Source organism: Chryseobacterium sp. JV274, from assembly GCF_903969135.1.
Classification (GTDB): Bacteria; Bacteroidota; Bacteroidia; order Flavobacteriales; family Weeksellaceae; genus Chryseobacterium.
In genome coordinates, this window is record NZ_LR824569.1 from 3,656,467 (window position 1) to 3,682,694 (window position 26,228).

General features: G+C 36.2%; 24 protein-coding genes. 12 read left to right on the forward strand and 12 right to left on the reverse strand.

The window, feature by feature from the left end; genetic code table 11:
* Positions 1–42: 42 nt before the first annotated feature.
* Together CHRYMOREF3P_RS16870 and CHRYMOREF3P_RS16875 are read right to left on the reverse strand one after the other, a co-directional pair.
* Positions 43–726, reverse strand: a complete 684-nt coding sequence (locus tag CHRYMOREF3P_RS16870; protein WP_077413776.1) for a response regulator transcription factor — start codon at positions 724–726, stop codon at positions 43–45.
* Between the two features lie 2 nt (positions 727–728).
* Positions 729–1,991: a sensor histidine kinase gene (locus CHRYMOREF3P_RS16875; protein WP_180565088.1), complete on the reverse strand. Its 1,263-nt coding sequence runs from the start codon at positions 1,989–1,991 to the stop codon at positions 729–731.
* Between the two features lie 148 nt (positions 1,992–2,139).
* On the opposite strand from CHRYMOREF3P_RS16875, the gene CHRYMOREF3P_RS16880 reads away from it, so the two are divergent.
* The 9 genes from CHRYMOREF3P_RS16880 to CHRYMOREF3P_RS16920 all read left to right on the forward strand — a co-directional run bounded on the left by CHRYMOREF3P_RS16880 (position 2,140) and on the right by CHRYMOREF3P_RS16920 (position 10,361).
* Positions 2,140–2,550 carry a DUF1573 domain-containing protein gene (locus CHRYMOREF3P_RS16880; RefSeq protein ID WP_034695742.1) on the forward strand — a complete coding sequence of 137 codons (411 nt, stop codon included), beginning with the start codon at positions 2,140–2,142 and terminating at the stop codon, positions 2,548–2,550.
* 174 nt (positions 2,551–2,724) lie between these two features.
* A complete protein-coding gene (locus CHRYMOREF3P_RS16885; protein ID WP_047382900.1) occupies positions 2,725–3,606 on the forward strand; it encodes an SDR family oxidoreductase in 882 nt (293 codons plus the stop codon).
* Between the two features lie 84 nt (positions 3,607–3,690).
* Complete coding sequence (locus tag CHRYMOREF3P_RS16890) at positions 3,691–5,631, forward strand: M1 family metallopeptidase (RefSeq protein WP_180565089.1); 1,941 nt, start codon at positions 3,691–3,693, stop codon at positions 5,629–5,631.
* 182 nt (positions 5,632–5,813) lie between these two features.
* Entirely contained in the window at positions 5,814–6,701 is an 888-nt protein-coding gene (locus CHRYMOREF3P_RS16895) for a DUF2589 domain-containing protein (RefSeq protein WP_198424137.1), read from the forward strand.
* Between the two features lie 15 nt (positions 6,702–6,716).
* Positions 6,717–7,415 carry a hypothetical protein gene (locus CHRYMOREF3P_RS16900; RefSeq protein WP_077413772.1) on the forward strand — a complete coding sequence of 233 codons (699 nt, stop codon included), beginning with the start codon at positions 6,717–6,719 and terminating at the stop codon, positions 7,413–7,415.
* Positions 7,415–7,993 carry a hypothetical protein gene (locus CHRYMOREF3P_RS16905; RefSeq protein ID WP_077413771.1) on the forward strand — a complete coding sequence of 193 codons (579 nt, stop codon included), beginning with the start codon at positions 7,415–7,417 and terminating at the stop codon, positions 7,991–7,993. The genes CHRYMOREF3P_RS16900 and CHRYMOREF3P_RS16905 overlap by 1 nt, the downstream gene beginning before the upstream one ends.
* 11 nt (positions 7,994–8,004) lie before the next feature.
* Positions 8,005–9,267 carry a S8 family peptidase gene (locus CHRYMOREF3P_RS16910; protein WP_180565090.1) on the forward strand — a complete coding sequence of 421 codons (1,263 nt, stop codon included), beginning with the start codon at positions 8,005–8,007 and terminating at the stop codon, positions 9,265–9,267.
* A complete protein-coding gene (locus tag CHRYMOREF3P_RS16915) occupies positions 9,264–9,467 on the forward strand; it encodes a hypothetical protein (RefSeq protein WP_077413769.1) in 204 nt (67 codons plus the stop codon). Before CHRYMOREF3P_RS16910 ends, CHRYMOREF3P_RS16915 begins: the two co-directional genes overlap by 4 nt.
* A gap of 66 nt (positions 9,468–9,533) precedes the next feature.
* Positions 9,534–10,361, forward strand: a complete 828-nt coding sequence (locus CHRYMOREF3P_RS16920) for an endonuclease/exonuclease/phosphatase family protein (protein WP_077413768.1) — start codon at positions 9,534–9,536, stop codon at positions 10,359–10,361.
* A 4-nt stretch (positions 10,362–10,365) separates the two neighbouring features.
* Here the strand turns inward: CHRYMOREF3P_RS16920 and CHRYMOREF3P_RS16925 are convergent, their stop codons facing one another.
* Both CHRYMOREF3P_RS16925 and CHRYMOREF3P_RS16930 read right to left on the reverse strand, forming a co-directional pair.
* Positions 10,366–11,052 carry a response regulator transcription factor gene (locus tag CHRYMOREF3P_RS16925; RefSeq protein WP_077413767.1) on the reverse strand — a complete coding sequence of 229 codons (687 nt, stop codon included), beginning with the start codon at positions 11,050–11,052 and terminating at the stop codon, positions 10,366–10,368.
* On the reverse strand, positions 11,042–12,364 hold the full coding sequence (locus tag CHRYMOREF3P_RS16930) for a sensor histidine kinase (protein ID WP_077413766.1): 1,323 nt from the start codon (positions 12,362–12,364) through the stop codon (positions 11,042–11,044). Before CHRYMOREF3P_RS16930 ends, CHRYMOREF3P_RS16925 begins: the two co-directional genes overlap by 11 nt.
* Before the next feature lie 114 nt (positions 12,365–12,478).
* Between CHRYMOREF3P_RS16930 and CHRYMOREF3P_RS16935 the strand changes: the two genes are divergently transcribed.
* The 3 genes from CHRYMOREF3P_RS16935 (at position 12,479) to CHRYMOREF3P_RS16945 (ending at position 17,826) form a co-directional block, all read left to right on the forward strand.
* Positions 12,479–13,312: a GLPGLI family protein gene (locus CHRYMOREF3P_RS16935; RefSeq protein WP_180565091.1), complete on the forward strand. Its 834-nt coding sequence runs from the start codon at positions 12,479–12,481 to the stop codon at positions 13,310–13,312.
* A gap of 172 nt (positions 13,313–13,484) precedes the next feature.
* Entirely contained in the window at positions 13,485–15,854 is a 2,370-nt protein-coding gene (locus CHRYMOREF3P_RS16940; RefSeq protein WP_180565092.1) for an outer membrane beta-barrel family protein, read from the forward strand.
* 106 nt (positions 15,855–15,960) lie between these two features.
* Complete coding sequence (locus CHRYMOREF3P_RS16945) at positions 15,961–17,826, forward strand: M1 family metallopeptidase (RefSeq protein ID WP_077413763.1); 1,866 nt, start codon at positions 15,961–15,963, stop codon at positions 17,824–17,826.
* 36 nt (positions 17,827–17,862) lie between these two features.
* On the opposite strand, the gene CHRYMOREF3P_RS16950 is transcribed toward CHRYMOREF3P_RS16945, so the two are convergent.
* The 8 genes from CHRYMOREF3P_RS16950 to CHRYMOREF3P_RS16985 form a co-directional block, all read right to left on the reverse strand.
* A complete protein-coding gene (locus tag CHRYMOREF3P_RS16950) occupies positions 17,863–19,248 on the reverse strand; it encodes a phosphatase PAP2 family protein (RefSeq protein WP_180565093.1) in 1,386 nt (461 codons plus the stop codon).
* 107 nt (positions 19,249–19,355) lie between these two features.
* On the reverse strand, positions 19,356–20,369 hold the full coding sequence (locus tag CHRYMOREF3P_RS16955) for a zinc metalloprotease (RefSeq protein WP_180565094.1): 1,014 nt from the start codon (positions 20,367–20,369) through the stop codon (positions 19,356–19,358).
* Positions 20,370–20,869: 500 nt separating this feature from the next.
* On the reverse strand, positions 20,870–21,874 hold the full coding sequence (locus CHRYMOREF3P_RS16960; protein WP_077413798.1) for a zinc metalloprotease: 1,005 nt from the start codon (positions 21,872–21,874) through the stop codon (positions 20,870–20,872).
* A 250-nt stretch (positions 21,875–22,124) separates the two neighbouring features.
* The gene (locus tag CHRYMOREF3P_RS16965; protein WP_077413760.1) at positions 22,125–22,766 is read right to left on the reverse strand and encodes a response regulator transcription factor; all 642 of its coding nucleotides are present in this window, start codon (positions 22,764–22,766) and stop codon (positions 22,125–22,127) included.
* Positions 22,763–23,494: a sensor histidine kinase gene (locus CHRYMOREF3P_RS16970; RefSeq protein WP_228408628.1), complete on the reverse strand. Its 732-nt coding sequence runs from the start codon at positions 23,492–23,494 to the stop codon at positions 22,763–22,765. The genes CHRYMOREF3P_RS16965 and CHRYMOREF3P_RS16970 overlap by 4 nt, the downstream gene beginning before the upstream one ends.
* 32 nt (positions 23,495–23,526) lie before the next feature.
* Positions 23,527–24,171: a hypothetical protein gene (locus CHRYMOREF3P_RS16975; protein ID WP_077413758.1), complete on the reverse strand. Its 645-nt coding sequence runs from the start codon at positions 24,169–24,171 to the stop codon at positions 23,527–23,529.
* Between the two features lie 27 nt (positions 24,172–24,198).
* Entirely contained in the window at positions 24,199–24,729 is a 531-nt protein-coding gene (locus CHRYMOREF3P_RS16980) for a hypothetical protein (RefSeq protein ID WP_077413757.1), read from the reverse strand.
* A gap of 494 nt (positions 24,730–25,223) precedes the next feature.
* Entirely contained in the window at positions 25,224–26,129 is a 906-nt protein-coding gene (locus CHRYMOREF3P_RS16985) for a hypothetical protein (RefSeq protein WP_077413756.1), read from the reverse strand.
* Positions 26,130–26,228 lie beyond the last annotated feature (99 nt).

Sequence of the window (26,228 nt, forward strand, 5' to 3'; positions counted from 1 at the left end):
ATCATCATTTTCTATTGTGTTTTAGATAAATTCAGGTACTATTTATTCTTTTTCAGAAAAACGAAAACCTATTCCATGCAGGTTTTCTATTAAAACATTCCGTTCTTCGGCAAGCACCTTTCGCAACCGGGAAATAAATACATCGAGGCTGCGCCCCATAAAATAGTCATCATCACCCCAGATTGCCTTCAGAATATCCTGCCTTTTGACAACCAGATTCTTGTGACAGATAAAATACAAAAGAAGGTCAGATTCTCTTTGGGTAAGAGTAATGCTGTTTTCTATGCCTTGCAGCGTATAGTTTTTGGGATCAAAATCATACCTTCCTACTTTATACTTTAGAGGGGAAGTATCTGTTTTCTTGGTGCGTTTCAGGAAAACTTCAATTTTCAGCATCAGTTCTTCAATACTGAATGGCTTTACCAGATAATCATCGGCACCTATTTTAAGACCTTTTATTCTGTCTTCTTTTAACGCTTTTGCAGAAATGAAAATAATAGGGATCTCAGAATTTTTACTGCGGATATGTTCGGCTACTTCAAATCCGTTCATGCCGGGCATCATAATATCCAGCAGGCAAATATCAAAATTCTGACTGTTAAATGCTTCCAATGCTGATTCACCATCCGAGTAACAGCTGATGTCATAATAACTCTCAAGACTGTCTTCCACCAGGAAAGCTATTGTTTTGTCATCTTCGGCATATAAAATTTTAGATTTCTCCATACTTACACATGATTATTTGAAAACGGAAAAAACAGGGTAGTAGTAATTCCTTTATCTTCATTATTCTCAACAGAAATTTTCCAGTGATGCTGTTGAACGACTTTCTTTACATAAAATAATCCCAATCCAAAACCATTCACTTCCTCACTTCTTTTGGTGTGTACCCTATAAAATTTTTCAAAAATATGAGGAATATTTTTAGCGGGAATTCCCATTCCGTTGTCTTTAAACTTTAAATATAAACCTTTTGAATCTTTATAAGCTGAAATTTTAATCACTGGCTTTGTTTCACAATACTTGATGGAATTATCCAATAGGTTATAAATAATGTTGGTAAAGTGGAATTCATCGGCCATTACTGAAGTGCTGTTTTCAATATCAATCTCGATGCTGAGATCTTTATTTTTGTACTCTATACTATCTGCAATCTCCTGAATAAAGGGAAGCAACAGAATTTTTTGGGGCTTTAATGACAGTCCTGCGGCATCATTTTTAGCAATATTCAGTATTTTCTCAATATGATTGTTAAGCTTATGACTTTGGTTGATAATGATGGATGTATAGGTCTGCAATTTGGAATTGTCCTGCACCAGATTCTGCTTATTGAGTGCCTCTGAAGCTAAAAGTATCGAAGATAGAGGCGTTTTAAACTCGTGAGTCATATTATTGATAAAGTCACGCTGCAACTCCGAAAATTTCTTCTGCTGAATAATGGTATAAATAGAATATACATACACCAGAAGAATGATAATAAGGGCAAATGTAAGAAGATACCAGAACCTTAATGAACTGATCAGATAAGTTGTTTTATCAGGAAAACGTATCGAAAAATAATAAATCAGATTTTTGTGCTTTGGAAAGTTGATCACTTTATTACTGGGACTTTCCTGGTGTGACGTCATGTACTTTCCGTACACCATTTTGTCACTGTGACAGTTGTATAAGGCATAAACATAATCTGTATTGATCTGGAAACGGGTAAATTCTGTCTTCAGATAATACTCCAGCACTACAGGATGAAATTCATTGTTAATATTTACCACATAATAGTCATTCGCAATATTCTGTACAGGGTTTTCAGTATAGGACGTCTTTCCTCCGGAGAGTTTTTCCGCAACTTCCATTAAGGCAATATTGACCTTCTGATTAAATTTTTTATCTTCAAGATTATAAGCCTGACGGGTCCACATCAGCTGTGCTATTAAAATTCCGATAATAGCAATAAATCCCAGCGTTATTATAATATTGAGTCTTTTTATTTTCATTTCCTGAAACAATATTATCCAAAATTATCTATTTATCTTTTATTATTAACAACTCGTTAACAAATGTTTGACAGCGGTTAACAAGTTGTAATCACGGTCTGCTTTACATTTGCTATATCGAAATAAAATAATATTAAAATTTATACTCATGAAAAAACTAAAAATTACAGCTCTTTTGGCAGTATTGGCATTCTCTCCTTTTTATGCTAATGTACTTACTGCAGACGCTCCATCCATTGTAAAAATGGTAGCTGATGCTATTAAATGGAAATCAGAATCTATAGACGTAGGAAATATTCCTCAGGGGAAACCAAAATTGATCAGATTTGAATTTACCAATACAAGTTCAAAACCAATCATTATTCAGAATGTAGCGCCTTCATGCGGATGTACTACAGCTGATTATACAAAAACTCCTATCCAGCCAGGAAAAAAAGGATTTGTAGAAGCTAGCTATAACGCAGCGGCAGCAGGTCCGTTTATGAAGACTGTAAATGTTACTACAAGTGACAGCAAAACTCCTAAGACACTTTCTTTCAAAGGAGTGGTAGCTTCTTAATATATCGTTTTAACAAATAAAAAATAGCCTGATAACAATTATCAGGCTATTTTCTTTTTAAATATTTGATTAGTTTTTAAAATAATCTAAAGAATAATTATTTGTAGCATTATTTCTCAATCTATTTTAAAGGATTGCATTTCAATATTTATTATTTTTAAGAAAAAATAATTTATGAGTCTATATACACAACCTATGCTGCGCGAAGGTGCACTAAAAGATAAAGTAGCAATTGTAACAGGAGGCGGAAGCGGTCTTGGAAAAGCGATGACTAAATACTTTCTTGAACTGGGCGCCAAAGTAGTGATTACTTCCAGAAATCTGGAGAAGCTACAGACAACAGCTAAGGAACTGGAAGATGAAACAGGAGGTAAAGTACTTTGTGTAGCGTGTGATGTAAGAAACTGGGATGAAGTGGAAGCGATGAAAGAAGCTACCCTGAAAGAATTCGGAAAGATTGATATTTTGTTGAATAACGCTGCCGGAAATTTTATCTCTCCAACAGAAAAACTGACTCATTCCGCTTTTGATTCTATTCTGGATATTGTTTTAAAAGGAACAAAAAACTGTACTCTTTCTGTAGGAAAACATTGGATAGATTCTAAAACTCCGGGAACTGTATTAAATATCGTAACAACTTACGCATGGACAGGTTCTGCCTATGTAGTACCATCTGCCTGTGCAAAAGCAGGAGTCTTGGCGATGACCCGATCACTGGCTGTAGAATGGGCAAAATACGGAATCCGTTTCAACGCTATTGCGCCGGGACCCTTCCCTACAAAAGGAGCTTGGGACAGGCTTCTTCCGGGAGATCTTCAGGAGAAATTCGATATGAAGAAAAAAGTTCCGTTGAGAAGGGTAGGAGAACACCAGGAGCTTGCCAATCTTGCTGCTTATCTGGTTTCTGATTATTCAGCGTATATGAATGGTGAGGTAGTAACCATTGATGGAGGAGAATGGCTTCAGGGAGCCGGAGAATTTAATATGCTTGAAGAAATTCCTCGTGAAATGTGGGATGCTTTAGAAGCCATGATTAAAGCAAAAAAATCAAATTAAATTAAACTTATATTAAAAAAACTCCCGGATGTGTAACAATTCCGGGAGTTTTTTTTACCTATACAGTAAAATAATATTTTTCATATGAATTTTAAACTTCCAACCCTCGTTTCCACCGTTGCAGTTATCCTGTTTTCAGGCTCTGTACATGCGCAGGAAACCCCAAAATATGATTATGTAGAGGCATTTAAGCCGTTTTTCTATCCGCAGACAGGTACAGCAACACGTTCTGCAAGCGGACAGCCGGGACATGCTTATTGGCAGAATTCAGCAGATTATCATTTGAATGTCAGCCTGAATGAAGATAAAAAAGAGATTACCGGTACAGCGCAGATTACCTATACCAACAACAGCCCGGATAAATTAGGTTTTCTTTGGCTGCAGCTGGATCAGAATCTGTTTGCAAAAGATTCCAGAGGAAACGGTGTAGTTCCGCTTTCGGGAAGCAGAAACGGAGCTCATGGTGAAGAATTTAATGGCGGATATAAAATTAAATCAGTAAAGCTTGACGGAAAAAGAGAGGTGAAATATACCATTACCGATACCAGAATGCAGATTGATCTTCCAAAGGAACTGAAAGCCAATGGAGGAGTTGCCAAAATAGAAATTGAATATTCTTTTGTCTCTCCCGAATATGGTTCAGACAGAATGGGAATACAGGATACCAAAAACGGTAAAATTTTTACTATGGCACAATGGTACCCGAGAATGTGTGTGTATGATGATGTCATGGGCTGGAATACGCTTCCATATCTTGGAGCTTCGGAGTTTTATTTGGAATATGGGAACATTACAGCCAATATTACGGTTCCTGCCAATCATTACGTAGTAGCATCCGGAGAACTTCTGAATGAGAAAGAAGTCTACAGCAAAGAAGAGATCAACAGATGGAACGAGGCAAGAAACAGTGATAAAACGGTGATGATTCATCCTGAATCTGAAATCGGTAAAAATAAATCTTCCGGTACAAAAACATGGAAATTTAAAATAACACAGACCAGAGATTTTGCCTGGGCTTCTTCTGCCGGATTTATTTTAGATGCTGCAAAAATCAATCTGCCTAGTGGAAAAAAATCATTGGCTATTTCTGCTTATCCGGCAGAAAGTGCTGGTGAAAAAGCTTGGGGAAGATCTACAGAATATACAAAGGCTGCCATAGAACATTATTCAAAAAAATGGTATGAATACACATATCCGGCAGCTACCAATGTAGCAGGAAATGAAGGCGGAATGGAATACCCGGGAATTGTATTCTGTCATATGGATTCCAAAGGAGAAGATCTTTGGGGTGTTACAGATCACGAGTTCGGGCACAACTGGTTTCCTATGATCGTAGGCTCTAATGAAAGGCTGTTTGCATGGATGGATGAAGGATTCAATACATTCATTAATGGACTTTCAACTGAAGCTTTCAATAAAGGAGAGTATTATAATAAACCGAATCTGGCAAGATCAGGAATGTATCTGCTGACGGACAGCCTGGAGCCTGTAATGGTAGGACCGGACAATATGAAAGAAAGAAGTATCGGTGCTTTGGCTTACTATAAGCCGGGAACAGGATTGGATGTTTTAAGAGAAACTATTCTCGGACCTGAAAAATTTGATAAAGCATTCAGAACATATATAGACCGTTGGGCTTTTAAACATCCTACACCATGGGACTTCTTCCACACCATGGAAAATGTTTCCGGAGAAGAACTGAACTGGTTCTGGAGAGGGTGGTTCTTTAATAAATGGAAAATTGATCAGGCCGTTAAAAATGTAAAATATATCAATGGTGACTTTAAGAACGGAGTTCAGATCACTGTTGAAAATCTTGGGCAAATGCCAATGCCTACCACGGTACAGTTAAAATTCAAAGATGGAACTGCACAAACAGTGAAAATTCCTGTTGAGGTTTGGAAAAGAAATAAAGAATGGACATTCAAAGTAGATTCTACAAAAGAAATAGATGAGGTGAAGCTGGATCCGAATTCAGTAGTTCCTGATGTCAACCTGGAAAACAACAGCAAAAAACCTGCATAGAATGTTTTGCTGATAAATATCGATGAATCTATATGTCACAAAAGCCTGAGCTTACCATCGTAAGTTCAGGCTTTTATTTTTTTAGGGTGTTTTTCCGGGGTAAGTAGAGGTGTTCTCCTGCAATGTTTGAGTGGTCTGCAATATAATTTTGTCCTACAATATTAATCAAAAACAAAAACAACATGGAAACATTAAAATCGGTGCTTGAAGCAAGCCACGCCAAAAAAACAAAAAGTGAGTTAATTGACCTTTTGTCAGGAGTTGAAAAAGTTCTTACTCCGGCAGTCTATGAAAAAGTATCAGGAATCGAGACTTCAGAATTAAGCGCATTGACCAATAAAGAACTGTTAGGTATCGTAGAAGATTTCAAAAAGAATTATGATGAAAAGTGGGAAAAATCCTTTTCCGGAGTTTCTTCAGAAATCATGAAGCTTATTGCGGGTAAAATGGCTGCTGATGAAGAGATTTTCAGAACTTCAGACGCTGCCAGTGCAGATTTTGCAGCAGAATTGGGAAGTATCGACTTTGCTACGATCATTGGCGGACCTTTGGATGCGTGCGTAAAAGCACAGTCTAATGCCTCTATTGCTACCGTTAATTTCATCAATGAAGTTGGGTTTGAACTTACAGATCCTGCTAATGCTGCCAGTGCTAAAAAACTGAGAATGGCAGAATTCAAATACAAAAAAAATATTCCGAATCCGGATTTTAAAGAAGATGAGCCAGTAAGTGCCACCAACCCTAAAACGATTCCGAATGATGTAGAGATTTCAGTTCCGTTTATTGCATTGCTGAATGTTCCAAGTTTTAGAATTGAAACCTGTGAAGTAGACTTTAATGTTAAACTTAATTCTACTTACACGAAGGACGTAAGCGACGAATTCGGTATTAACGCAGGAGTATCCGGAGGATGGGGACCTGTAAAATTCAAAGTGGATGTATCTTACAAAAGAACTTCCAGTACAGGTATCAAGGTTGAAAAAGAATATTCTCTTGGGGTAAAAGTACGTGCAACCAATGACGAAATGCCTGCCGGACTTGAAAAAGTGCTTGGGCTTCTTTCACAATAATTTATTTTACGAAAGATGATAAAACTATCAGATTACCTGGATTATCTCAACAACGAGATAATTCAGGCTCGTAAAAAGGCAGACGAAAATGCTGTTCTTATTGCAAAAGAATATGCCCGTCATGAATATCTTAAATATTTTAAGGTTCCACGATATGCCCTGCCCAGTGTAAAGATGGATATTCCGATCAAAATTACAGATATAGATTCAGCTCCCAAATATAATTTTAAACTGAATCAGGATCAGTTCGTTACAGAACTGAATGAGAGAATTCGCCTGGTGAACAAGGAGAAAAGGATGAATATTCCTCAAATTACCCTAAAACAGATTCAGACTGAAGAGTTCAAAACACTGTTCAGTAAACTGGAAAAAAATGATCAGAAATTTGGAAAGCTTCCTGCCAATGAAGTTCTTAAGCTGGATCTCAGACACAAAGTACAGCTTCTTAATTCCGGAATCTTTCGGCCTCAAGATGGCACAACAGAAGACGAAACTGATGAATTGAAAGAGATTTTTTCAAAGATTCTGCTGAATAAATATACGCTGGTGAATGCAAAACTGAACAACATCTACATAGATCCCAATACCAGCGCTGCGGAAGATAAAGATAAACTATTCATCAACCTTCATGTGGAAATGGAGGAAGAAGGAATCAGGATTGTGTCCTACAAAGATAAAGACGGTAATGAAATAGAACAGATAACTTTTGAGTAATGCAGGAACTTATTCACTTTACGGTACAGAAAATTAAGGAGCTTCTGGAACATTTCAATGATGTTCAGGCTTTGTATCTGTCAAAATCATTTGACTTTGATGCCCGGTTTGACGTATTCCTTAATGAGGTTCTTGAATATTTCCGTACTAAAGGAAACACCAGCCACGAATCTGAAGTGTTGAAGATTATGAATATGATTTCTACCGTTAAAAGAGGTTTTAATCCTATTAAAATGGAAAAAATAGCGACTGGAAGACGAGAGCTTCTCGGAGGATTTTCATTCAACGGAATGGAAAGTATGTATGATATTCTGATGGAAATATATACTAAGGAAAATAAAAAGCTTGACGATGCAGAAGAACTTATCTCAGGAATCATTGTCTCATTATATCAGAACGGTATTCTGGATGATGAAAAGCTGAAAGAAATGAATTCTATTCCCAAAATTGAACGCTTCTGGACTTCATTGGTTGAGCAGAATACAGCAATATCGGGAATTAATAAAAAGCTCAGACTGACCATTATTCCCGAGGATATTTTTCTTATTCTGGAAAAGGTATTTCTGAAATTAATTTAAAAAACATCATTATGAAAACCGGAAGATATATCGTTTTGCTGCAGGATCAACAGAAAACTGCACTCAAGAAAATAGAGAAAGAGCTTGAAGTGAATATTACTTCTTCAGAGTTTCTCTCCAAAGAAAACCGTTCCTATGAAATCATTGATCAGGATAACGGAGTGCTTTACAAAAACCTGGGAGTTCTTGTGGTGGAAAATATGGATGAAGATCAGTTGAAAAGTGCTGTAAAAAATGAATCAAATCCTATTATTTATTACGAAAAGGAAAGAGAATTTTTTCCTGCAGATGAATTACAGTTGATTAATGAACTTAAAAAACAATCTGCCGGACTCGCAGAAAAAATTTCAGAACTTGAAAAATATATTACTGGCAAACCTTTACCTCAACAATCATTTGTTGAAATGGAGTGGGGATTAAAAGCTATTGGGCTGGGAAATGCCAACTATACAGGAAAAGGTATTGATGTCTGCATTCTGGATACCGGACTTGAAACTTCCCATCCTGATTTCTCCTCTGAAGAAATTGAAGGTAAATCTTTCATAGACGGTGAAGACTGGAACCGGGATCCCAACGGACATGGTACTCATTGCGCAGGAGTAGCAACAGGAAATATCAGAAGTGATAATGGAAACCGTTATGGAATTGCCAGAGGCTGCAATCTGAAAATTGCAAAAGTACTCGCGGATAATGGAAGAGGTACTACCAGCAGTGTAATAGACGCTATAGACTGGGCGATTACGAAAAAAATCAGAATATTATCTCTTTCGCTGGCATCCCCGGTGAAATTGGATGACCAGCCTTCTGTTTTATTTGAAACCATCGGAGAACGGGCGCTGGAGAATGGCTGTCTTATTATAGCGGCCGCAGGAAATGACAGCAGCAGGCCACAGATTCCGCAACCCGTTTCAATGCCGGCTAATTCAAAATCAATTATGGCTGTTGGAGCTATTGACAGTCAAATGAAGATCGCCAGATTTTCAAACGCAGGAATCAATCCTTCCACAGGAGGAAATATCAATGTCTGTGCTCCCGGAGTAGATATTGTAAGTGCCTATCCTAAAAACGCAAAGAACAAAAATAATTTGTATTACAGCATGAGTGGTACAAGCATGGCAGCGCCGCATGTTTCTGGACTTGCTGCTTTGTACATGGAACAGTTTCCGGATAAATCAGCAAAAGAGATCTGGGAACTGATTGAAAAAAAAGCAAGGCCTATTGAAGGCATAAAATACAGAGATATTGGAAACGGTTTAATACAGGTATACTTATGATCACTTATCTCGCAGTTTTAAAGAAAGATATAAATTTTAAAAAGCTTGAAGTTCTTCTCAAAAGTAAAAGCATAAAACTGGCCTCTCATTATAAAACCATAGGCGTTGTAAAGCTTGAAAGCCCGTTACCGGTTTCGGAGTCCGGATTTCAGGAATATTTTATATCTATAGAAGAAGAAAAAGATAATTTAACAATATAATCACATCAATAAAGCTTTTCTGTCGCGGAGAAGTTTTATTTTTGTCTCTTACTGATAAAATAATATATGAATTTCAGATTTTCAATGGTGTTTCTGATGTTTTTTGCATTAGGATTTTCACAGGACCTTACCGTAATGAGTTTTAATATCAGACTGAATGTAGAGTCTGATAAAGACAATGCCTGGCCAAAAAGAAAGCAGGATGTTGCAGATTTGCTGACCTATTATCATCCTGATTATTTCGGAGTACAGGAAGCGCTTCCGGAACAGATGAAAGATATTAAAACAGGATTAAAAAACTATAATTATATAGGAGTAGGAAGAGATGATGGCAAAGAAAAAGGAGAATTTTCTGCTATTTTTTATGATACGAACAAACTTGAAGTTGTAAAATCAGGAACGTTCTGGTTATCTGAAACTCCGGAAAAACCCTCAAAAGGCTGGGATGCTGCATTGAACAGAATCTGTACCTATGCTGTATTTAAAGATAAACAATCAAAGAAAGAATTCCTGGCGATGAATCTTCATTTCGATCATGTAGGAAATGTAGCAAGGGTAAAATCTTCCGAACTTATCCTGAAAAAAATAAAAGAACTGAATCCAAAAAATCTTCCGGTGGCCCTAAGCGGAGACTTTAACCTGACAGATGATTCAGAACCCATTAAAATTCTTTCACAGAATATGAAAGACACTTTCTACCATTCTGAAACCAAACATTACGGTCCGGTAGGAACTTTTACTGGCTTCAACGTCAATGAAGTTCCAAAAGACAGAATTGATTATATTTTTACACAAGGTTTCAAAATAAGATCTCACCGACACATTAATGACAGAAGAGAAAATCTTTTGTATCCATCAGACCATTTTCCGGTGATTGTGAACCTTTCCCTATAAAAAATCAGTTGGTTGGAAAATCGACTTCAAATCCAATTCCTCTCAGGGATTGGATTTTTATTTGAGGATCACTGTTGAAATATTTACGGAGTCTGCTGATGAATACATCAAGACTTCTCCCGGTAAAGTAATCATTCGTTTCCCAGAGATTATCCAGAATATTATCTCTTGTAATAATAGTACGATTATGCTTCAGAAGATACAGCAGCAATTCTTGTTCCCGTATGGTCAGCCGGTTGTTTCCGTTAGGATGTGACAATAGAAGTTTGGTAGTATCCAGTGAAAATGCTCCGATTTTTATCTGACTTTCCGTAACGGCCGGAAGTGTTCTCTTTAAAATATTTTTAATTCGCAGAACAAGTTCTTCAGGATCGCAGGGTTTGGGGATATAATCGTCAGCACCTATTTTTAATCCGGTAAGGCGGTCTATTTTTTGATTTTTAGCCGTTAAAAATAACAATGGAAAATTACTTTTTTCCTTGATGATCATTTTAGCCAGCGAGAAACCGTCTATATTGGGCATCATCACATCCAGAATTCCTATCTGAAAAGGAAAATCAGTCTGAAGTAAGGGGACTACATCTTCAGGATTCTGAAACCAGCTGACTTCAAAATCTTCCAATTCAAGATATTGCTTAAGAATCATTCCGAAATCCGGATCGTCTTCTGCCAGAAGAATTTTAGTTTTCATAAGGAATTGATATTTTAAAAGTACTGCCCAAATTAAGCTGGCTGGATACCTCTGTTTTGCCGCCATAATTGGCAATAATTTTCTTCACGAAATAAAGTCCTAGTCCAAGCCCTTTACTATTATGAATATTGTTATTCTGTATTCTGTAGAATTTTTCAAAAATGTTCTTCAGCTCTTTTGTTTCCATGCCGTGACCGTTGTCAGAAACTTCGATTTCTAATTGTTGAGAACTGTTACGGATATTTATTTTCACAACAGATGCTCCATATTTGACACTGTTTTCACAAAGATTTTTAATGACTGTTTCCATCAGGTTTTTATCATAGGGAAGCTTTTGTGAAACTGAATTTTCAAGTTTAAAATCAATATCAGAATAAGTAACCGCAAGATCCTGAATGAAAAAATCCCAGTCTTCAGGCTGTATGGCTGTCATCTCATCCGGTATTTCATTCTTATGAAGCTGGAACATCAGGCTTTCAAGCCGGGAAATCTGCCTGTCGATAAGAGGAAGTGTTTCAGGATTCCATTCTTTTTTTAATGCTTTTGAAGCTATTTTTAAAGTAGCGATCGGAGTTTTAAACTCATGTGAAATGTTATCCACAATGGTGTGGAGAACTTCTACCTGCTTTTGCTGCTGGATCAGATTTCTGATCGTGAAGATATAGAGCAGAAGGACTCCGGAAAGAAGTATAGCACAGCAAATAATCAGTAAAGTAAGCTCTTTGAAAACAATACTCTTTATATTCTTAATCTCAAAATCTGTCTGGGTTTTGACAAGAAAAGTATTTCTTTTTTCAACCTGACCTTTATCCGAATCATCTCTTTTGGTGGTTGAAGTTTCCCAACTTCCGTTACTTGCAATACGCGGCTTTTTAAGCTTATCCTGTGTCTCAAAAATAACAATAGGTTCTGTAATTATTTTTGTGCTGTCTGGCAGATGAACAATTGAAAGATACCGGATTCTTGCAGAAATCTCATATCCGTCTTTCTGGTAGCGGCTGTCAATATAATGGATCAGTCTTTCTCTGGCAGACTTTCTGTTTTCTATAAAATAATTCAGAAAATCCTTTTTATTGATCTCCTTATTATGATATTGTATAATGATTTCCTGAAGGGAGTCGTCATTTTTCTCTTTAGCTTCCTGAATGTCTTCCAGACCGTCTGTATAATTGGTAAGCCCGTCATTCACGGATCTGTAGATGTCCCTCTCTTTTACCTGATAGGTTTTATACATAAAGTAAACCTGTATTCCCAGTAAAAGGAGGAACAGGGCGGCAAAAACCGAAATCAGAATTTTACTCTTGGCTATCATTGAAACAAAGATAAAACTTTAACATTTTACTGAAATAGTATTTTTATCATTAACCTTTTATTAACCTGATGGTTAATGTGTTTTTGGTAATTTTAGAAAATTAATGACCATTTAATGAAAAAGACACTTATTCTTCTTATTCTGATGCTTGGGATGCAGATTAATGCGCAAACCTACCGCTTTATATATGAACTTCAATACAGATTTGAACCCAATGGTACAAGTTATGATAAAGAAGAAATGGTGCTGGATATCAATACGGAGGAAGTGAAATTTTATGAATTAGAATTTTTAGTAAGCGATTCCCTGAATATTCTTCACGGGGGAATTTCTTCTCAACATACCAGCCAGTCCGGACAAACCATTATCCGAAAAAGAAATTCCAATAAAAATAAAAACTTTGTTCAGATCATGATGATGCCTTATTATTATGTTTTTGAAACAGAGGATAATATCCAGTGGAAAATAGAGGCTGATACTAAAAAGATCAATAACTATAATTTACAAAGAGCAACTGCTGTGTTTGGAGGAAGAAACTGGACCGCGTGGTTTACGCCGGATATCAACATTCCTGAAGGCCCCTATAAATTCAGAGGATTGCCGGGACTGGTTCTCTATGTGGAAGATGATAAGAAAGATTTTATATATTCTTTCTCCCGAAATAAAAATCTGCCAAAAACATACGATACAAAAAGCTTTCTTGAAAAACATTATTCACTGGATCCTATTGCCATTGACTTAAAAAAATGGGTAAAACTGAATCTGGAGTTTTACAATGATCCATATGCCAGAATGAGAACCGAATTTCAGCCGGACTGGAATGTCCGCATTAATGGGCAGCAAATCAAAAGCAAAGAAGAGTTTGCAGGTTTGACTAAACAAACGCAGATAGACATCAAAAAATATTATAATCCGATTGAACTGGATAAAGCCATTCCTTATCCATAAAAAAATATACTCTATTGATTTTAAAACCTGAATTTGCGAATTCAGGTTTTGTTATTTTAAAGAAAAGACATTAACCTATCATTAACCCATCGTTAACCGAAATTCTCCCTTTCAATACAGATTTTTGTAGCCATAAAACAGAACAATGTTTTTGTTAGGATAAAAAATTGCCATGTATAAAATTCTTTTTTTTCTGTGTTTTCCGGTTTTGATTCTCGCCCAGAAACAAAAAGCTGGAGGAATAGTTACGAATACTGAAAATGAAAAGCTTTCGTCGGTAAAAGTTGAGCTGTATAATTCTCAAAACACATTAATTAAAGAATTAAAAACTGATGAAAACGGAAAATTTATACTGGAGGGAATAGCAGAACAGGAGGTAAAACTGGTAGTTAAAAACCAGGGATACTCTTTATTTGAGAAAAAACTTGATCTGACAAAACTTGAACCTCTGAATATTATCCTTAAAAAAGAATCTCAGGAAATAGAAGGCGTTGTAATGACGAAGCGTAAGCCTTTGGTGAAAAGAAAAGTAGACCGTCTGGAATTTAATGTTGAAAACAGTAATATTTCATCACTCAATGCCTGGGAAATTCTAAAAAATACACCGAGTGTCACCGTAAATAATGAGGTGCTCGGAGTAAAGGGAAGCACCGGAATTTTGGTGACCATTAATGATAAAAAGGTAATGCTGACGGGAGATGAACTGAAAAACCTTCTGGAAAATACACAGGGAGATGAAGTGAAATCTGTAGAAGTGATTACTAATCCGCCTGCGAAATATGAAGCTTCAGGAAGTGCAGTTCTCAATATCGTTCTGAAAAAGAATAAAATTGAGGGCTACCGGGGAATTCTCTCATCCAAATATGTGCAGACACAATATGCGAAAGGCGTTTTTGGTCTTTCCCAATATTATAAAAAAGATAAACTTTCCATTATGGGAAGCTATTATAGAGGGCTGGGAACATACTACCGGGAAGGAACAGACTATGTGAACTATCCGGAAAGCCAAACCCGATGGGTCAGTACGATGAACAGGAAGGATAAAAACTATAACCAGAATACCCTGAATTTTAATGTGGAGTATGAATTGGACAGCTTGACCAATGCAAGCCTCAACTATTCAGGGTATTTTTCTCCAAAATCCTTCGGAACCTACAATGTTCCTACACTGATCTATAATAATCAGGATATCGTAGAATCTAATTATACCACGATCAACGATCACCGCTCACGTTCCATTAATAACTCTGTAAGTTTTCAGATAGACCGGAAGCTGAATAAGAAAAGCAGTCTTTCGTGGATCAATTATTTTACCGGAAACAACGCCGATAAATACCAGAATGTAATCACCAGTCTGAACTTTGCAGGCCAGCCTCCAAAAGAAGATAATTTCCTTACAAAGAATAAAGCGGATGTTCAGCTGTATTCCACACAATTCGATTATCAGTGGAAAAATGATAAACTGGAGCTGGAATCCGGAGCAAAATATAGTTTTGTAAAGACCAACAGTCAACTTGATTTCTCTGATAATGAAAATGGAGTACTGCAATACCGCCCGGAAAAGAGCAGTATCTTTGATTATAAAGAACATAATTTTGCCCTGTATTCTTCACTAGCCTATAACATTGGAAAATGGAATTTCAAAGGAGGGCTTCGTGCAGAAATGACAGATCTTGAAGGCGTGGTCTCTGAACCTTATGAATTGAATAAAAGCAATTACTGGAAATTCTTCCCCACTTTTTACGCACAATATACCACAGAAAATAAACAGGAATTCGGTTTCTCTTATGGGAAAAGGATCAGCAGACCTTCCTATTCATGGTTGAATCCTGCGAAATCTTATTACAATCTGTTTTCATACTATCAGGGAGATCCGAAGTTAAAAGCAACAATCACCCATAATCTCAATCTTACCTATTCCTGGAAAGACTGGAATCTGGATCTGTATTACCGAAAAGAAATGTATCCGTCTATGGAAATTTCATATCAGGAACCCGGTACCAACAGCCTCATTTATTACTTCACGAATATTGAAAAAGGAGAAGCTTTCGGATTGAGTCTGTACAAAAACTTTCAGGTCAAACCATGGTGGAATATCATTATGTCTGAAAATCTTGAACACAATGAAAATTATTTCAAAGGTACAGACGGATTGCTGTATAAAAATAAAGTCTGGAACTGGGTCTCCAATATTTCAACAAGTTTTACCCTTGATAAAAACAACGATTGGAAGATGGAAATGGGACACCGCTACTATTCTCCAGGAATACAAGGGACTTTTAGAATTTCTGCGGCGTGGTCGGCATATTTTGTAATGAACAGAAAGTTCCTGAATAAAAAACTGGAAGCAAGTCTTATATTCACTGATATTTTCAGAACAACAGGTCAGAAAGTCAGTACAAAATACGCAAATCAGGATAATTATTTCCTCGATTATACGGATGCTCAAGGCATCTCCTTTTCACTGAAATTCAACTTTGGAAATCAGTCTGTGAAAAATGCAAAAACAATAAAGAAAACTGCCGAACAAGATAGGCTGTAGAATAATATGATATAAACATCATTACAATAAGATATTATTATAAAAGAAATAACCTACTGATGTTACATTTTTGCTATTTTTGACACCTATCTTTAAAAAGGTCATTATGAAGAAAATTTTTTCCGGAATGCTGATGGTCGTTTCCTTACTGCAATTGTCTGCACAGGAACTCTATATGCCGAGGAATATCAAAAAAGCATATGAAAAAGGGACCCGTGATATCTCCGGAGCACCAGGTAAAAACTATTGGCAGAATAAAGGAGCCTACAATGTGGATGTGAGGGTGGACGCCAATACAAAAATAGTTTCCGGAAAAGAAACAATTCTCTATACAAACAATAGCCCGGATAGCCTGACTGAACTGGCCATACGTTTTGTGAATAACCTTCATAAACCGCAGTCGCCAAGATCAGGATTTGTGTCTAAAGATTTTCTATCTTCAGGGCTTAAGATCAAATCTTTCATTGTAAACGGTGAAAAATATGATGTCAACAGTGACGACTGGAGTACCGTTGAAAAAGTAAAATTAAAAACAGCTTTAAAATCTAAATCAAAAGCTGAAGTAAAAATTGAATGGGAATATCCGCTTTCAGTACAGAGTGGAAGAGAAGGACAGATAGATCCTGAAACATTCTATGTAGCCTATTCTTTTCCAAGAATTTCCGTGTATGATGATTATAACGGATGGGATATGCTTCCACATTCAGACAGACAGGAGTTTTATAACGACTTCAACGACTATAGTTTTGCCATCACCGCACCCAAGAATTTTGTAGTCTGGGCAACAGGAGATTTCCTGAATCCGGAAGCCGTACTTCAGCCGGAATATTTAAAAAGATACAAAGCTTCATTAAAAAGCGATAAAGTAATGCACATTGCGACAGAGCAGGAAATGAAGTCTGGTAAAGTAACCAAACCGAATAAATGGAATGTCTGGAAGTTTAAAGCCAGTCACATCACAGATTTCTGTTTTGCAATGAGCAACCATTATGTGTGGGATGCAGCAAGTGTTCAGTTGAAATCAAAAAGAGCAAGTGTTCAGGCAGGATATAAAAATGGGGCAAAGGATTTTGAGCACTATGTAGACTGGATGCGTTATAATCTTGATTGGTTCTCTAAAAACTGGCCGGGAGTAGAATATCCTTATAACGTAATGACTGCTATTCAAGGTTATGCAGATATGGAATATCCTATGATGATCAACGATACCAGTATTCCTGATGATCTTAAGGATGCAAGGCTGACAGCAGATCACGAAATTGCTCATACCTATTTCCCTTTTTATATGGGAATCAACGAAACAAGATATGCCTTTATGGACGAAGGATGGGCGACCACATTGGAATACCTTATAGGAATTGATGAAAACGGAGAAGCTGCAGCTAAGGAATTTTATAAAAATTTCCGTGTTAAAAAATGGATCAATGATCCATCTTCAGAACAGGATCAGCCGGTGATTACGATGAGTACGCAGGTAAGTGGAGCGGGATATGGAAACAATTCCTATGTGAAAGCATCATTATCTTATCTGGCTCTGAAAGATTATTTAGGAGATGAACTGTTCAAGAAGGCATTACATCATTATATGGACAACTGGAATGGAAAGCATCCGGTTCCATGGGATTATTTCAACTCTATGAATACAGGTTCAGGGAAAAATCTGAACTGGTTCTTCCATAATTGGTTTTATACCAATAATTATATTGATTTAAAAGTAGCAGAAGCCTCTCAAATGAATGATATGCTCACCATAAACGTTACCAACGTAGGTGGATTTGCTATTCCATTTGATGCAATATTGTCTTATGAGGACGGAACCACAGAGAAGCTTCATTTCTCACCCTCTATTTGGGAGAAAAATCAAAAGATGACCGATCTTGTAATCCCCATTAAGAAAAAAGTGAGATCTGTACAGCTTGATGGAGATCTGTTTATGGACTATACACCGGACGACAACCGTAAAAACTTATAAAAATGAAAGCCTTCAGATTCTGGAGGCTTTTGTATTCTAAAAGTAAGCAGTTAATCTTAATCCTAATGTAATATAACTGATTTTTTCTTTAGCAATCAGGTTGTTAAGTTCCTGATCCAACTCATCACCTTCCTTAATTTCATCGCTGAAATGATAACGGATGGTGGAATTGATCATATTATAATCCGTATAAAAAGTAAGACCGAGTCCAGGATTGAATTTATAGGTCATAGAGGCTCCCGTATTCCAGCGGAAAGCAGGTTTAGGTTTGTATCTGGCTATCTGAAGTTCATGATTAGGAGCATCTATATTATCTCCTTTTACAAATACTTGTCCACTGGCAGTTGCAGCATATCCTCCGGTTGCTTTCAGCATAAGCTGCCATTTATCCGAAAACTCATGGGAATAATAAGGTCCGATACCCGCAGACAGAAAGCCCATGGATTGGGTTTTGATTTCATGGTCTCCAAAATCCTGCCCATCATCAAAGGTTATTCTTTGAGATTTAATAGGAAAGCTGCTGAAGGTTACATCTGCACCTACACCCCATTTTTTTGAAAAGAAATAAGCGCCTTCCAATCCGCCTTCAAACCCGATTTGTTTTTTGTCATCCAGTTCAGATTCCTTCAGGAAGTTGGTTGTCCCGAGTGCTGTACCCATTTTCAAAGCAAGAAAAGAAGGATAATCATTTCCCTGTATTCTTGATAAGATGCTTATATTATCCCCTTTATTCTTGTAAATTTTATCAATAAAAAAATACCCGAGTTCTGTTGATATAATTCCGATACCAGCTCCCGCAAGAATATCCGGAACCCAATGTCTGTTATTTAAATTTCGACCAAGTCCTGTAATAGCGGCAGAACCATACCCTGCAATACTGTAGGCTGGGTTTACCATACCATATTCTTTGTGCAGAAAACTTGCATTGGTAAAAGCCATTGCAGCATGCCCTGATGGAAAAGAATTATTTTTGGATCCGTCCGGGCGTTCAACTTTTGCGGTATATTTAATAGAATTGACTAAAATAGCCATGATGACTAAACTTGTACCATAAGATAAAGTTGCTCTTCCAATATTATTCCGGCCCTTTACGCCTGCCAGTTTTAATCCGTAAACAGTTGCAGCCGGAGCGTACTGAAGATAATCATCAAATTTCACTTTGAAGTTAGGAAGATATCGGTTTCTTACCTCGCGGATATTCTCCTTTTCTCCCCATGTAGCAGCCGCAGCTGTAAAAAGAAGGGCAGGAGCCACTGATTTTTTCACCCATTCCTTTTTGAAAAAAGGTGTCTTCTCCTGAATGGCATAGCCGGAATTAATTAATGTAAGATCTTCCCTGAGATTTCGGGATTGGAGAGTATCCTGTGCCTTAATACAGGATAAGTGCAATAGTATTCCTAATGCTAATGCTAGTTTTTTCATCGTAGTGGTGCTGAAATTTAAGTCACGTAAAAATATTAAAAAAATCTATCTCAAAAATTGAGATAGACTATTTTAATGTTTTTATAATATTTAAACTATGGAGTTGATTATCTTAAACCAGATCTTGGTCCGGATGCTGCTACTACAGCCTGCATTCTTGTTTTTTGATTAGCAGAGAACATTACCATAGATTTGTCGTCTACATAATCCATATAGTTCATAAACATCTGAGAGCGGCTTACTCCTCCACAAATTCTGTTTAAAGGATAAGTAGGGTTTCCGTAGTTAGGGCCAGGAGATATGGGAGTGTCATTAGAGTAATCTGTTTGGCAGCCTGTATCGGATGATCCCCAAAGGTGTGGTAGATTTAGGTAGTGTCCTACTTCATGAGTTACTGTTCTTCCTAAGTTGAACGGAGCGGAAGCACCGGTTTTTCCTATATACTGATAACCTATTACAAGACCGTCATACCATTGTCCTGCATTTTCCGGGTAATAAGCATATCCTAAAGTTCCTGGTTGGTTATTTTCGTCAAGTATTGAATTCACAACCCATATATTCATGTTTTTAGTCACATCAGTAGCATCAATACCACCTGTGCTTGCCTTTTTCATTTGTTCAAGATCAGATCTCCAGCCTGTTTTTGTACTTTGTTTACGATTGGTAGCAACTAATTTGAATCGGATTTTTACATCTCCTGCCGCTGAAGGCTGAAATGCCGAAGGAATTTTATTGATGTCAGAATTGGTAGCACCATAATCAGCATTCAGTACAGCAATTTGTTCAGCGATTCTTGCATCGGAAACATTTTGAGCGGAAGTGTTGTAAATTACATTAAAAACCACCGGAATCTCAACAGTTCCATCTGCAAGAACTTTTCCCAATTTAAGGTTTTCAGTAAATCTTTCAGTACTGAACTCAATGTCAGCCATTTTTTGCTTTAGCGCAGGATTTTTCAGAAGCATTGCCTGTCTTATTCCTTCTGAAGGACAGCTTCTTTTAAGAGCACTTGGAGCGGAGGTTTCCTGATCCAGGGGCGCTTCATTTTGATTACTTAAGTTGTCAGTGTTACATGCCGACATAAAGCCCAGAACCAGAGCTCCGAATAAGAATTTTTTCATATCGTTATAATATAATTTGGTTGAGGTTGTGAAATTATATTATTTGAAATTGATATGCAAATTATTTTGTAAAATATTTGATAAATGTTTATTCAATGGTTATTTTAGTTGCGTTTATTGTAACTTAATTTAACTTTTATTGAATTTTAATTAATTTAATTAATTTGTTTTATATTTCACGCTTAAGTGTGTTTTTTAAGTGTAAATAATTTTATATTCTACATAATTTGTAGGATATTATTCTTTAAAAATTTGTCCATGGAAATATCTTAAAAAACATAATTAAAGCCATATGTTTCTTCCATTATTTTGTTTTTTTTACTGAATTATTTGTTTTTAAAGAAATAACTTAAGCTTATTTCAGGCTTTTTATGTGAATAAATTGCCTGAGCTACTACATAGAATCGTATTTCTGAATTTTAATCTAGAAGATGGGTACAAAAAAATCTATCCCGTTTTGTGGGATAGATTTTAAAATATAAGTAAAAAAGATGTTTTAATTAATATACTCTCAACCCGGATCTTGCTCCTGAAGAGGCCACTACAGACTGCATTCTTGTTTTTTGCCCTGATGAGAACATGAACATAGCTGCGTCATCTACATAATCCATATAGTTCATAAACATTACAGATCTTTGTACACCGCTGCAAGTATTGTATAGAGGATAAGAAGGCTTTCCGTAATTTGCTGTAGTTTGTGTAGGAGTATCACTTACCAGGTCATTTCCGCAATTAGCATCTCCCCAGATGTGTCTTAAGTTTAAATAATGTCCTACTTCATGGGTTGCTGTTCTTCCCAGATTGAAAGGCGAAGATGCACCGGTTTTTCCAAAATATGGAGCAGCAATTACAACACCGTCATTCCAGAGACCTGCAGATTCAGGGAAAGTTGCATATCCGAGAATTGTACGTCCCTGACTGGTCATTTTGCCTACCACCCATAAATTTAAATAATTAGTAGGATTAGTTGCGTCAATTCCTCCTTTAGAGGCTTTTTTCATATCATCATTGGTAGCCCAGCTGGTTTTTGAAGTAGATTTTCTAACAGTATTCACCAGTCTGAATTTTACTTTCGTGTCACCAGAACTTACAGTTTGGAATTCGGTTGGAATTTTGCTGGCATCACTGTTGGTGCCGGAATAATCAGCATTTAATACCGCAATTTGCTCAGCAATTCTTGCGTCAGAAACGTTTTCAGCTGTAGTTTTGTAGATGACATTCATTACAACTGGAATTTCTACAGTACCATCAGCTAGAACTTTTCCAAACTTTATATCATTGGCGAATTTTTCTGTATTGGTTTCTAATGCTGCAAATCTTTGCTGAAGTTCAGGACTTTTTTTCAAGGCTTCCTGTCTGATTTCCTCAGAAGCACAGCCTCTTTGAGCAAAGCCTGCTGTAGTTACTGCTTCGTCAGTTGTGTTTTCATTTTGATTGGTGATGTTGTCATTGTTACATGCAGACATTACACTGAGCATAAGAGCTCCAAATAATAGTTTTTTCATATCAAAAATCATTTAGGTTGAGGATGTGAAAATATATTATTTAAAATTGATATGCAAATGTTTTTTAAATTTATTTATTAAATCAATATGTATTACTGTGTTTTATTGATTTTAATTTATAATTATATTGAATGTTTTAAATTTTAATCAATTTCGTATGGTTTATTAGCGCATTTTATGGTTTTGTGTTTTTTTAAAGAATAAATTTCGCTTAAATTTATTTTTTTAAGAATTTTCTCGTGATTAAAGTTTAGTTTGCAAAGCCATTTTTAATAGCGAAAACAGCGAGCCCAACACGGGTTTTCAAATCCAGCTTTTCACAAAGCTGATCGCGGTAGCTTTCTACTGTTCTTGGGCTGCAGCACATTCTGTCTGCAATTTCCTTATAGCTGAGTTCTGTTACGGTGTACTTTAGAAATTCTTTTTCTCTGTCAGAAATTCTTACGGCAATTTCAGTTTCTGATTCTTTATTAAGATTAGAGAAAATAATTTTTGATGCCCAGTCCGGATAAAAGAAGCCATCACTGTTCAATCGGGTAAGAGCTGTTTCCAGATCTCTTGGGTGTGTGTTTTTTAGTAGATAGCCTTTTGCACCGCTTTTGATCATTTTAATCACGCTGTTGTCATCTCCCTGCATACTAAGCGCCATGATTTTAATACCGGGGTGATTTTTTGTAAGCCAGGCAGCGGTTTCAAAACCATCCATAATCGGCATACTGATGTCTAAAAGAATAATATCAGGAATTGAATTGCCTTCTTCAAGTTTTTGGATGAGGTCTTTTCCGTTTTCGCATACATAGATTACTTCAAATTCATTGAAATTTCCAATAATCCCTTCCAGAGCCTTAGCTATAAGTATATGATCGTCAACAATTACAATAGATTTCTTCATGACTGTTTTTTTAAGATAATATTGAGTTGGGTTCCCGTATTTTCATGGCTTTCCATGTGAAAACTGGCTCCTATGATTTCTGCTCTGTTTTTCATATTGGTAAGACCTATTCCGTTGGACTTAATCTGCGAAGTATCAAATCCGGTTCCGTCATCACGAATATTAAGTTCCCAAAGGATATCTTCAGAGGTATTGAGGGTGATAAAAATATTTTTACAACCGGAATGTTTTATACTATTCTGAATAAACTCCTGGGTGATTCTGAGCAATACATTTTTATGAACAAAGCCTAAGTCGAGTTGCTTAAAATTATGTTCAAAGCTTACATGACACTTTTTGAAAGAATTGGTATTGTCTACCTCCTCCTGTATCAAAGTTACAATTTCCTTCTGGTTGATGTTGTCATCAGTCAGTGTTTTTGACAAACTTCTAAGATCTTGCAATGACTGGTTGATGATCTGAGATACCTGATCAATTCTTTCGTTTGCTTCAGGAACCTTATTTTCATAAAGCATCTGCTGTACATAGAGACTTACCAGTGTCAGTTTTTGACCGATGTTGTCATGCAGTTCCCGACCGATCTGCTGCATGGTGGCTTGTTGGATCTCCAGTTGGGTAGACAAAAGCTCTCTCTGATGAAGTTCATTTTTCATCTCGATTTCATTCAGATATTCTCTTTTTCGCTGTCTGTAACTTCGGATATAGATTAATACAGCTGTTACAAACATCACAAAGAGTATGTTGAATAGAATTATAACTATTAAGAGTTCTGTTTTCCCCATATAAATGAACTTGCAAATAAGATATACATCACTGAAACTGAGATCAGGAAATAACTGAAATAGATATCCCAAATTTCCTTGTATTTTACCAGAAGTGATAAAAATGCCATGAAGGGTAATGTTCCTATATATGATAGCGTAATTCCAAGATTAATATAAAACATTTTGTTTTTATTGAAATTGAGAATCTCTTGTGAAGTAATTTGTTTGTAATACTCCATGATTACCAAAAGCATCAAAATAAGACAGCCAAAAGTATAGTTGAAAGCAAATACAATTTTACTTTTGGAAAAATATAATTCATTGGGAATAAATGAAAGCAGATATAAAATGGATATTATCCAAAATAGCTTGGGCTTTCCTAAAGATTTCGCAGCATATAGCCAGTAAAAAAATATAAACTGGATTGGCATTAAAAGATAGTTATAGTACTGAGCTTTGGTAAAATGAACAAAACTTCCCCACTTGCCATAAGCTTCCCCAAGAAAAATAAATACCAGATAAAACACAAAAAGTTTCCAATGTTGTTCTTTTAAACGGTTATAATGGAAAATTGCTATGACTGCAGCAAGTCCTTCAGCCCAAAGCAGACTTTTTTGTGCAAATTCCTGGAATTCTGTCATACAGTTCTAAATATGATATATTTACAATTAATAAGACTGACCGATAGGAGCTTTTGGCGGGACAAGTATTCCGTTATTTTCTCCAAGACTGGTATCATCATCTTCTCCCGTGACTTTGTTGGATTTGTTGGCTAATGCAAAAGATTTTCCTTCTGCACTTTGAAAAGGATTGAAATCATAATCAATAAGTTCTCCTGTTTCATCGGCTTTTTTTAATGTTGGGACCATTACTAGAGTGTGCCTTCCTGCGTATTCTATCGGAACAGGGTGTGATTCCATAATAGACCAGTTTTCCTGTTTCGGATAAGTAGCATAATAAAATCTGATCCCTAAATCTTCCGTAGATGTAGCTGGGTTTGCTTTGGCGGCTTCAGCTTCAATATTGGCAATAAAACTTTTTAATTTCGGAAGGTCAAACCAAATGGAATGAGCGTCATCTATTCCTAATGCGGTATTAATAGCATTGAGATGATTTTGACGGTAATTGTCAATCAGAGCCTGGATAAGACTATTTGACATTGTTCCAGGTTGTAGCGGATTATTTGATTCTGTATTCATAGCTTAGCAGTATTTTACGGATGAAATTCAATTAATATGCAAATCTCGGAAAAAATATGCTAGAAAATGTATTCGCGAACAGGGAATTATACTGTTATTTTTACCGTGTTTTTACGGATTGTATGTGAAGTATAATAGTTTTGGGAGAAAGAAAGGCCAGATTGATCCCATAAAAAAACGGAGAAGATCTCCGTTTATATTAAATACATCCGTAATGTTTTGGATCCCTGCAGATTAACCCTGCTGTGCAACATAGGCCGATAGGGCAGTTCCAGTACTCATCACATGATATCATTGATGGAAGTACTCCGCCTTCAATTTTCTTTAATTCGTTTCTTTTTAGCTTTTTCATACTGATTTTGGTATTAGTTATTGATTTGTAAGCTAAATATAGTATTATTTCACTTAACAAGGATAAAAAAAGATGTTGAATTATTAGGCAGAAAAAAATTATTAAGAAGAATCCCAAAGACTTTTTATTTCAAAGGTGTGGACTATTCCTGCATTTTAAAGTCGCGGATGTCAATTAATTGTAGTGTTTTGTCATTGATTTTCAGTTCTATTCGGGAGGTTACCGTCCAATAGGTTACAAACCATATAGAAACCTTGTCATCATTTTTAAATTTTTGAATGGTTTTCTGGGCATATTTTAAATAATTTGCTGTCATTTCTTTGGCCTGAATATCGCTTATCCCGTCATTATTCCTTTTGATATTATTAAGTATATATTGTTGTATTAATTGGTCACTGGCTGCAATCACCTTGGCTTTGCTGTGTTTGAAGTCTTTTTCCCAGTCAGCTTCAAACAAAAGTTTTCCAATAACATTATATTCTTTTGAAAGTCCCGTTATCTCTTTTTCAGCTCCTTCCTGTGACGGAAGAATGAAGGAATCGGTTCTTTTCAGTTGTCCATTGCTGTTGAAGTATTGATTAGCTGTAGCAATTTTTTTATTATGAAGATATTCACTGTCTGTATCTTTTGCAAATGAATATTCTATTGTTAAATCTTTATTATTGAAAAGAATCAGTTTTGAATCATCAGAATAGTAAAAATCATATCCTTTCCTGTTCTTGGTGAAGTAGGCATATTGCAGATAATATTGTCTGTTACTTTCTGCATTCTGAAGCACTTCTTTGGTAATTGCAGATGGATCAACTCCTTTTCTGATCCATTCCTGTCTTATGATCTCGTGCTTTATGATATTTACACTATCCAGTTTTCTTTTTGAATAATAGAATCTGCCTTCATGAACAATATCAGGGTTATGTTTTATTGCATCAAGATATTCTGTACGCATATTCTGGTAATCGGTGAGTGAAAATGGAGATGTCAGTTTATTCTGAGCGTTGACCGGAAGCGAGATCAAGAAAAATGATAAGGTGATTAATTTTATATACATCAGCAAAAAAAATAGTTTTTAAAAGTAGAGAAAAAAAATAAGTGCTGCAGATTTCTCTACAGCACTTATCCACAAAAATAATGTATATGAAAAAAACTA

What these genes read in the sequence shown, in the direction of transcription:
- CHRYMOREF3P_RS16870 (WP_077413776.1), bottom strand. Translation starts at nt 726, where the DNA reads ATGGAGAAATCTAAAATTTTATATGCCGAAGATGACAAAACAATAGCT.
- CHRYMOREF3P_RS16875 (WP_180565088.1), bottom strand. Translation starts at nt 1,991, where the DNA reads ATGAAAATAAAAAGACTCAATATTATAATAACGCTGGGATTTATTGCT.
- CHRYMOREF3P_RS16880 (WP_034695742.1), top strand. Translation starts at nt 2,140, where the DNA reads ATGAAAAAACTAAAAATTACAGCTCTTTTGGCAGTATTGGCATTCTCT.
- CHRYMOREF3P_RS16885 (WP_047382900.1), top strand. Translation starts at nt 2,725, where the DNA reads ATGAGTCTATATACACAACCTATGCTGCGCGAAGGTGCACTAAAAGAT.
- CHRYMOREF3P_RS16890 (WP_180565089.1), top strand. Translation starts at nt 3,691, where the DNA reads ATGAATTTTAAACTTCCAACCCTCGTTTCCACCGTTGCAGTTATCCTG.
- CHRYMOREF3P_RS16895 (WP_198424137.1), top strand. Translation starts at nt 5,814, where the DNA reads ATGGAAACATTAAAATCGGTGCTTGAAGCAAGCCACGCCAAAAAAACA.
- CHRYMOREF3P_RS16900 (WP_077413772.1), top strand. Translation starts at nt 6,717, where the DNA reads ATGATAAAACTATCAGATTACCTGGATTATCTCAACAACGAGATAATT.
- CHRYMOREF3P_RS16905 (WP_077413771.1), top strand. Translation starts at nt 7,415, where the DNA reads ATGCAGGAACTTATTCACTTTACGGTACAGAAAATTAAGGAGCTTCTG.
- CHRYMOREF3P_RS16910 (WP_180565090.1), top strand. Translation starts at nt 8,005, where the DNA reads ATGAAAACCGGAAGATATATCGTTTTGCTGCAGGATCAACAGAAAACT.
- CHRYMOREF3P_RS16915 (WP_077413769.1), top strand. Translation starts at nt 9,264, where the DNA reads ATGATCACTTATCTCGCAGTTTTAAAGAAAGATATAAATTTTAAAAAG.
- CHRYMOREF3P_RS16920 (WP_077413768.1), top strand. Translation starts at nt 9,534, where the DNA reads ATGAATTTCAGATTTTCAATGGTGTTTCTGATGTTTTTTGCATTAGGA.
- CHRYMOREF3P_RS16925 (WP_077413767.1), bottom strand. Translation starts at nt 11,052, where the DNA reads ATGAAAACTAAAATTCTTCTGGCAGAAGACGATCCGGATTTCGGAATG.
- CHRYMOREF3P_RS16930 (WP_077413766.1), bottom strand. Translation starts at nt 12,364, where the DNA reads ATGATAGCCAAGAGTAAAATTCTGATTTCGGTTTTTGCCGCCCTGTTC.
- CHRYMOREF3P_RS16935 (WP_180565091.1), top strand. Translation starts at nt 12,479, where the DNA reads ATGAAAAAGACACTTATTCTTCTTATTCTGATGCTTGGGATGCAGATT.
- CHRYMOREF3P_RS16940 (WP_180565092.1), top strand. Translation starts at nt 13,485, where the DNA reads ATGTATAAAATTCTTTTTTTTCTGTGTTTTCCGGTTTTGATTCTCGCC.
- CHRYMOREF3P_RS16945 (WP_077413763.1), top strand. Translation starts at nt 15,961, where the DNA reads ATGAAGAAAATTTTTTCCGGAATGCTGATGGTCGTTTCCTTACTGCAA.
- CHRYMOREF3P_RS16950 (WP_180565093.1), bottom strand. Translation starts at nt 19,248, where the DNA reads ATGAAAAAACTAGCATTAGCATTAGGAATACTATTGCACTTATCCTGT.
- CHRYMOREF3P_RS16955 (WP_180565094.1), bottom strand. Translation starts at nt 20,369, where the DNA reads ATGAAAAAATTCTTATTCGGAGCTCTGGTTCTGGGCTTTATGTCGGCA.
- CHRYMOREF3P_RS16960 (WP_077413798.1), bottom strand. Translation starts at nt 21,874, where the DNA reads ATGAAAAAACTATTATTTGGAGCTCTTATGCTCAGTGTAATGTCTGCA.
- CHRYMOREF3P_RS16965 (WP_077413760.1), bottom strand. Translation starts at nt 22,766, where the DNA reads ATGAAGAAATCTATTGTAATTGTTGACGATCATATACTTATAGCTAAG.
- CHRYMOREF3P_RS16970 (WP_228408628.1), bottom strand. Translation starts at nt 23,494, where the DNA reads ATGTTTGTAACAGCTGTATTAATCTATATCCGAAGTTACAGACAGCGA.
- CHRYMOREF3P_RS16975 (WP_077413758.1), bottom strand. Translation starts at nt 24,171, where the DNA reads ATGACAGAATTCCAGGAATTTGCACAAAAAAGTCTGCTTTGGGCTGAA.
- CHRYMOREF3P_RS16980 (WP_077413757.1), bottom strand. Translation starts at nt 24,729, where the DNA reads ATGAATACAGAATCAAATAATCCGCTACAACCTGGAACAATGTCAAAT.
- CHRYMOREF3P_RS16985 (WP_077413756.1), bottom strand. Translation starts at nt 26,129, where the DNA reads ATGTATATAAAATTAATCACCTTATCATTTTTCTTGATCTCGCTTCCG.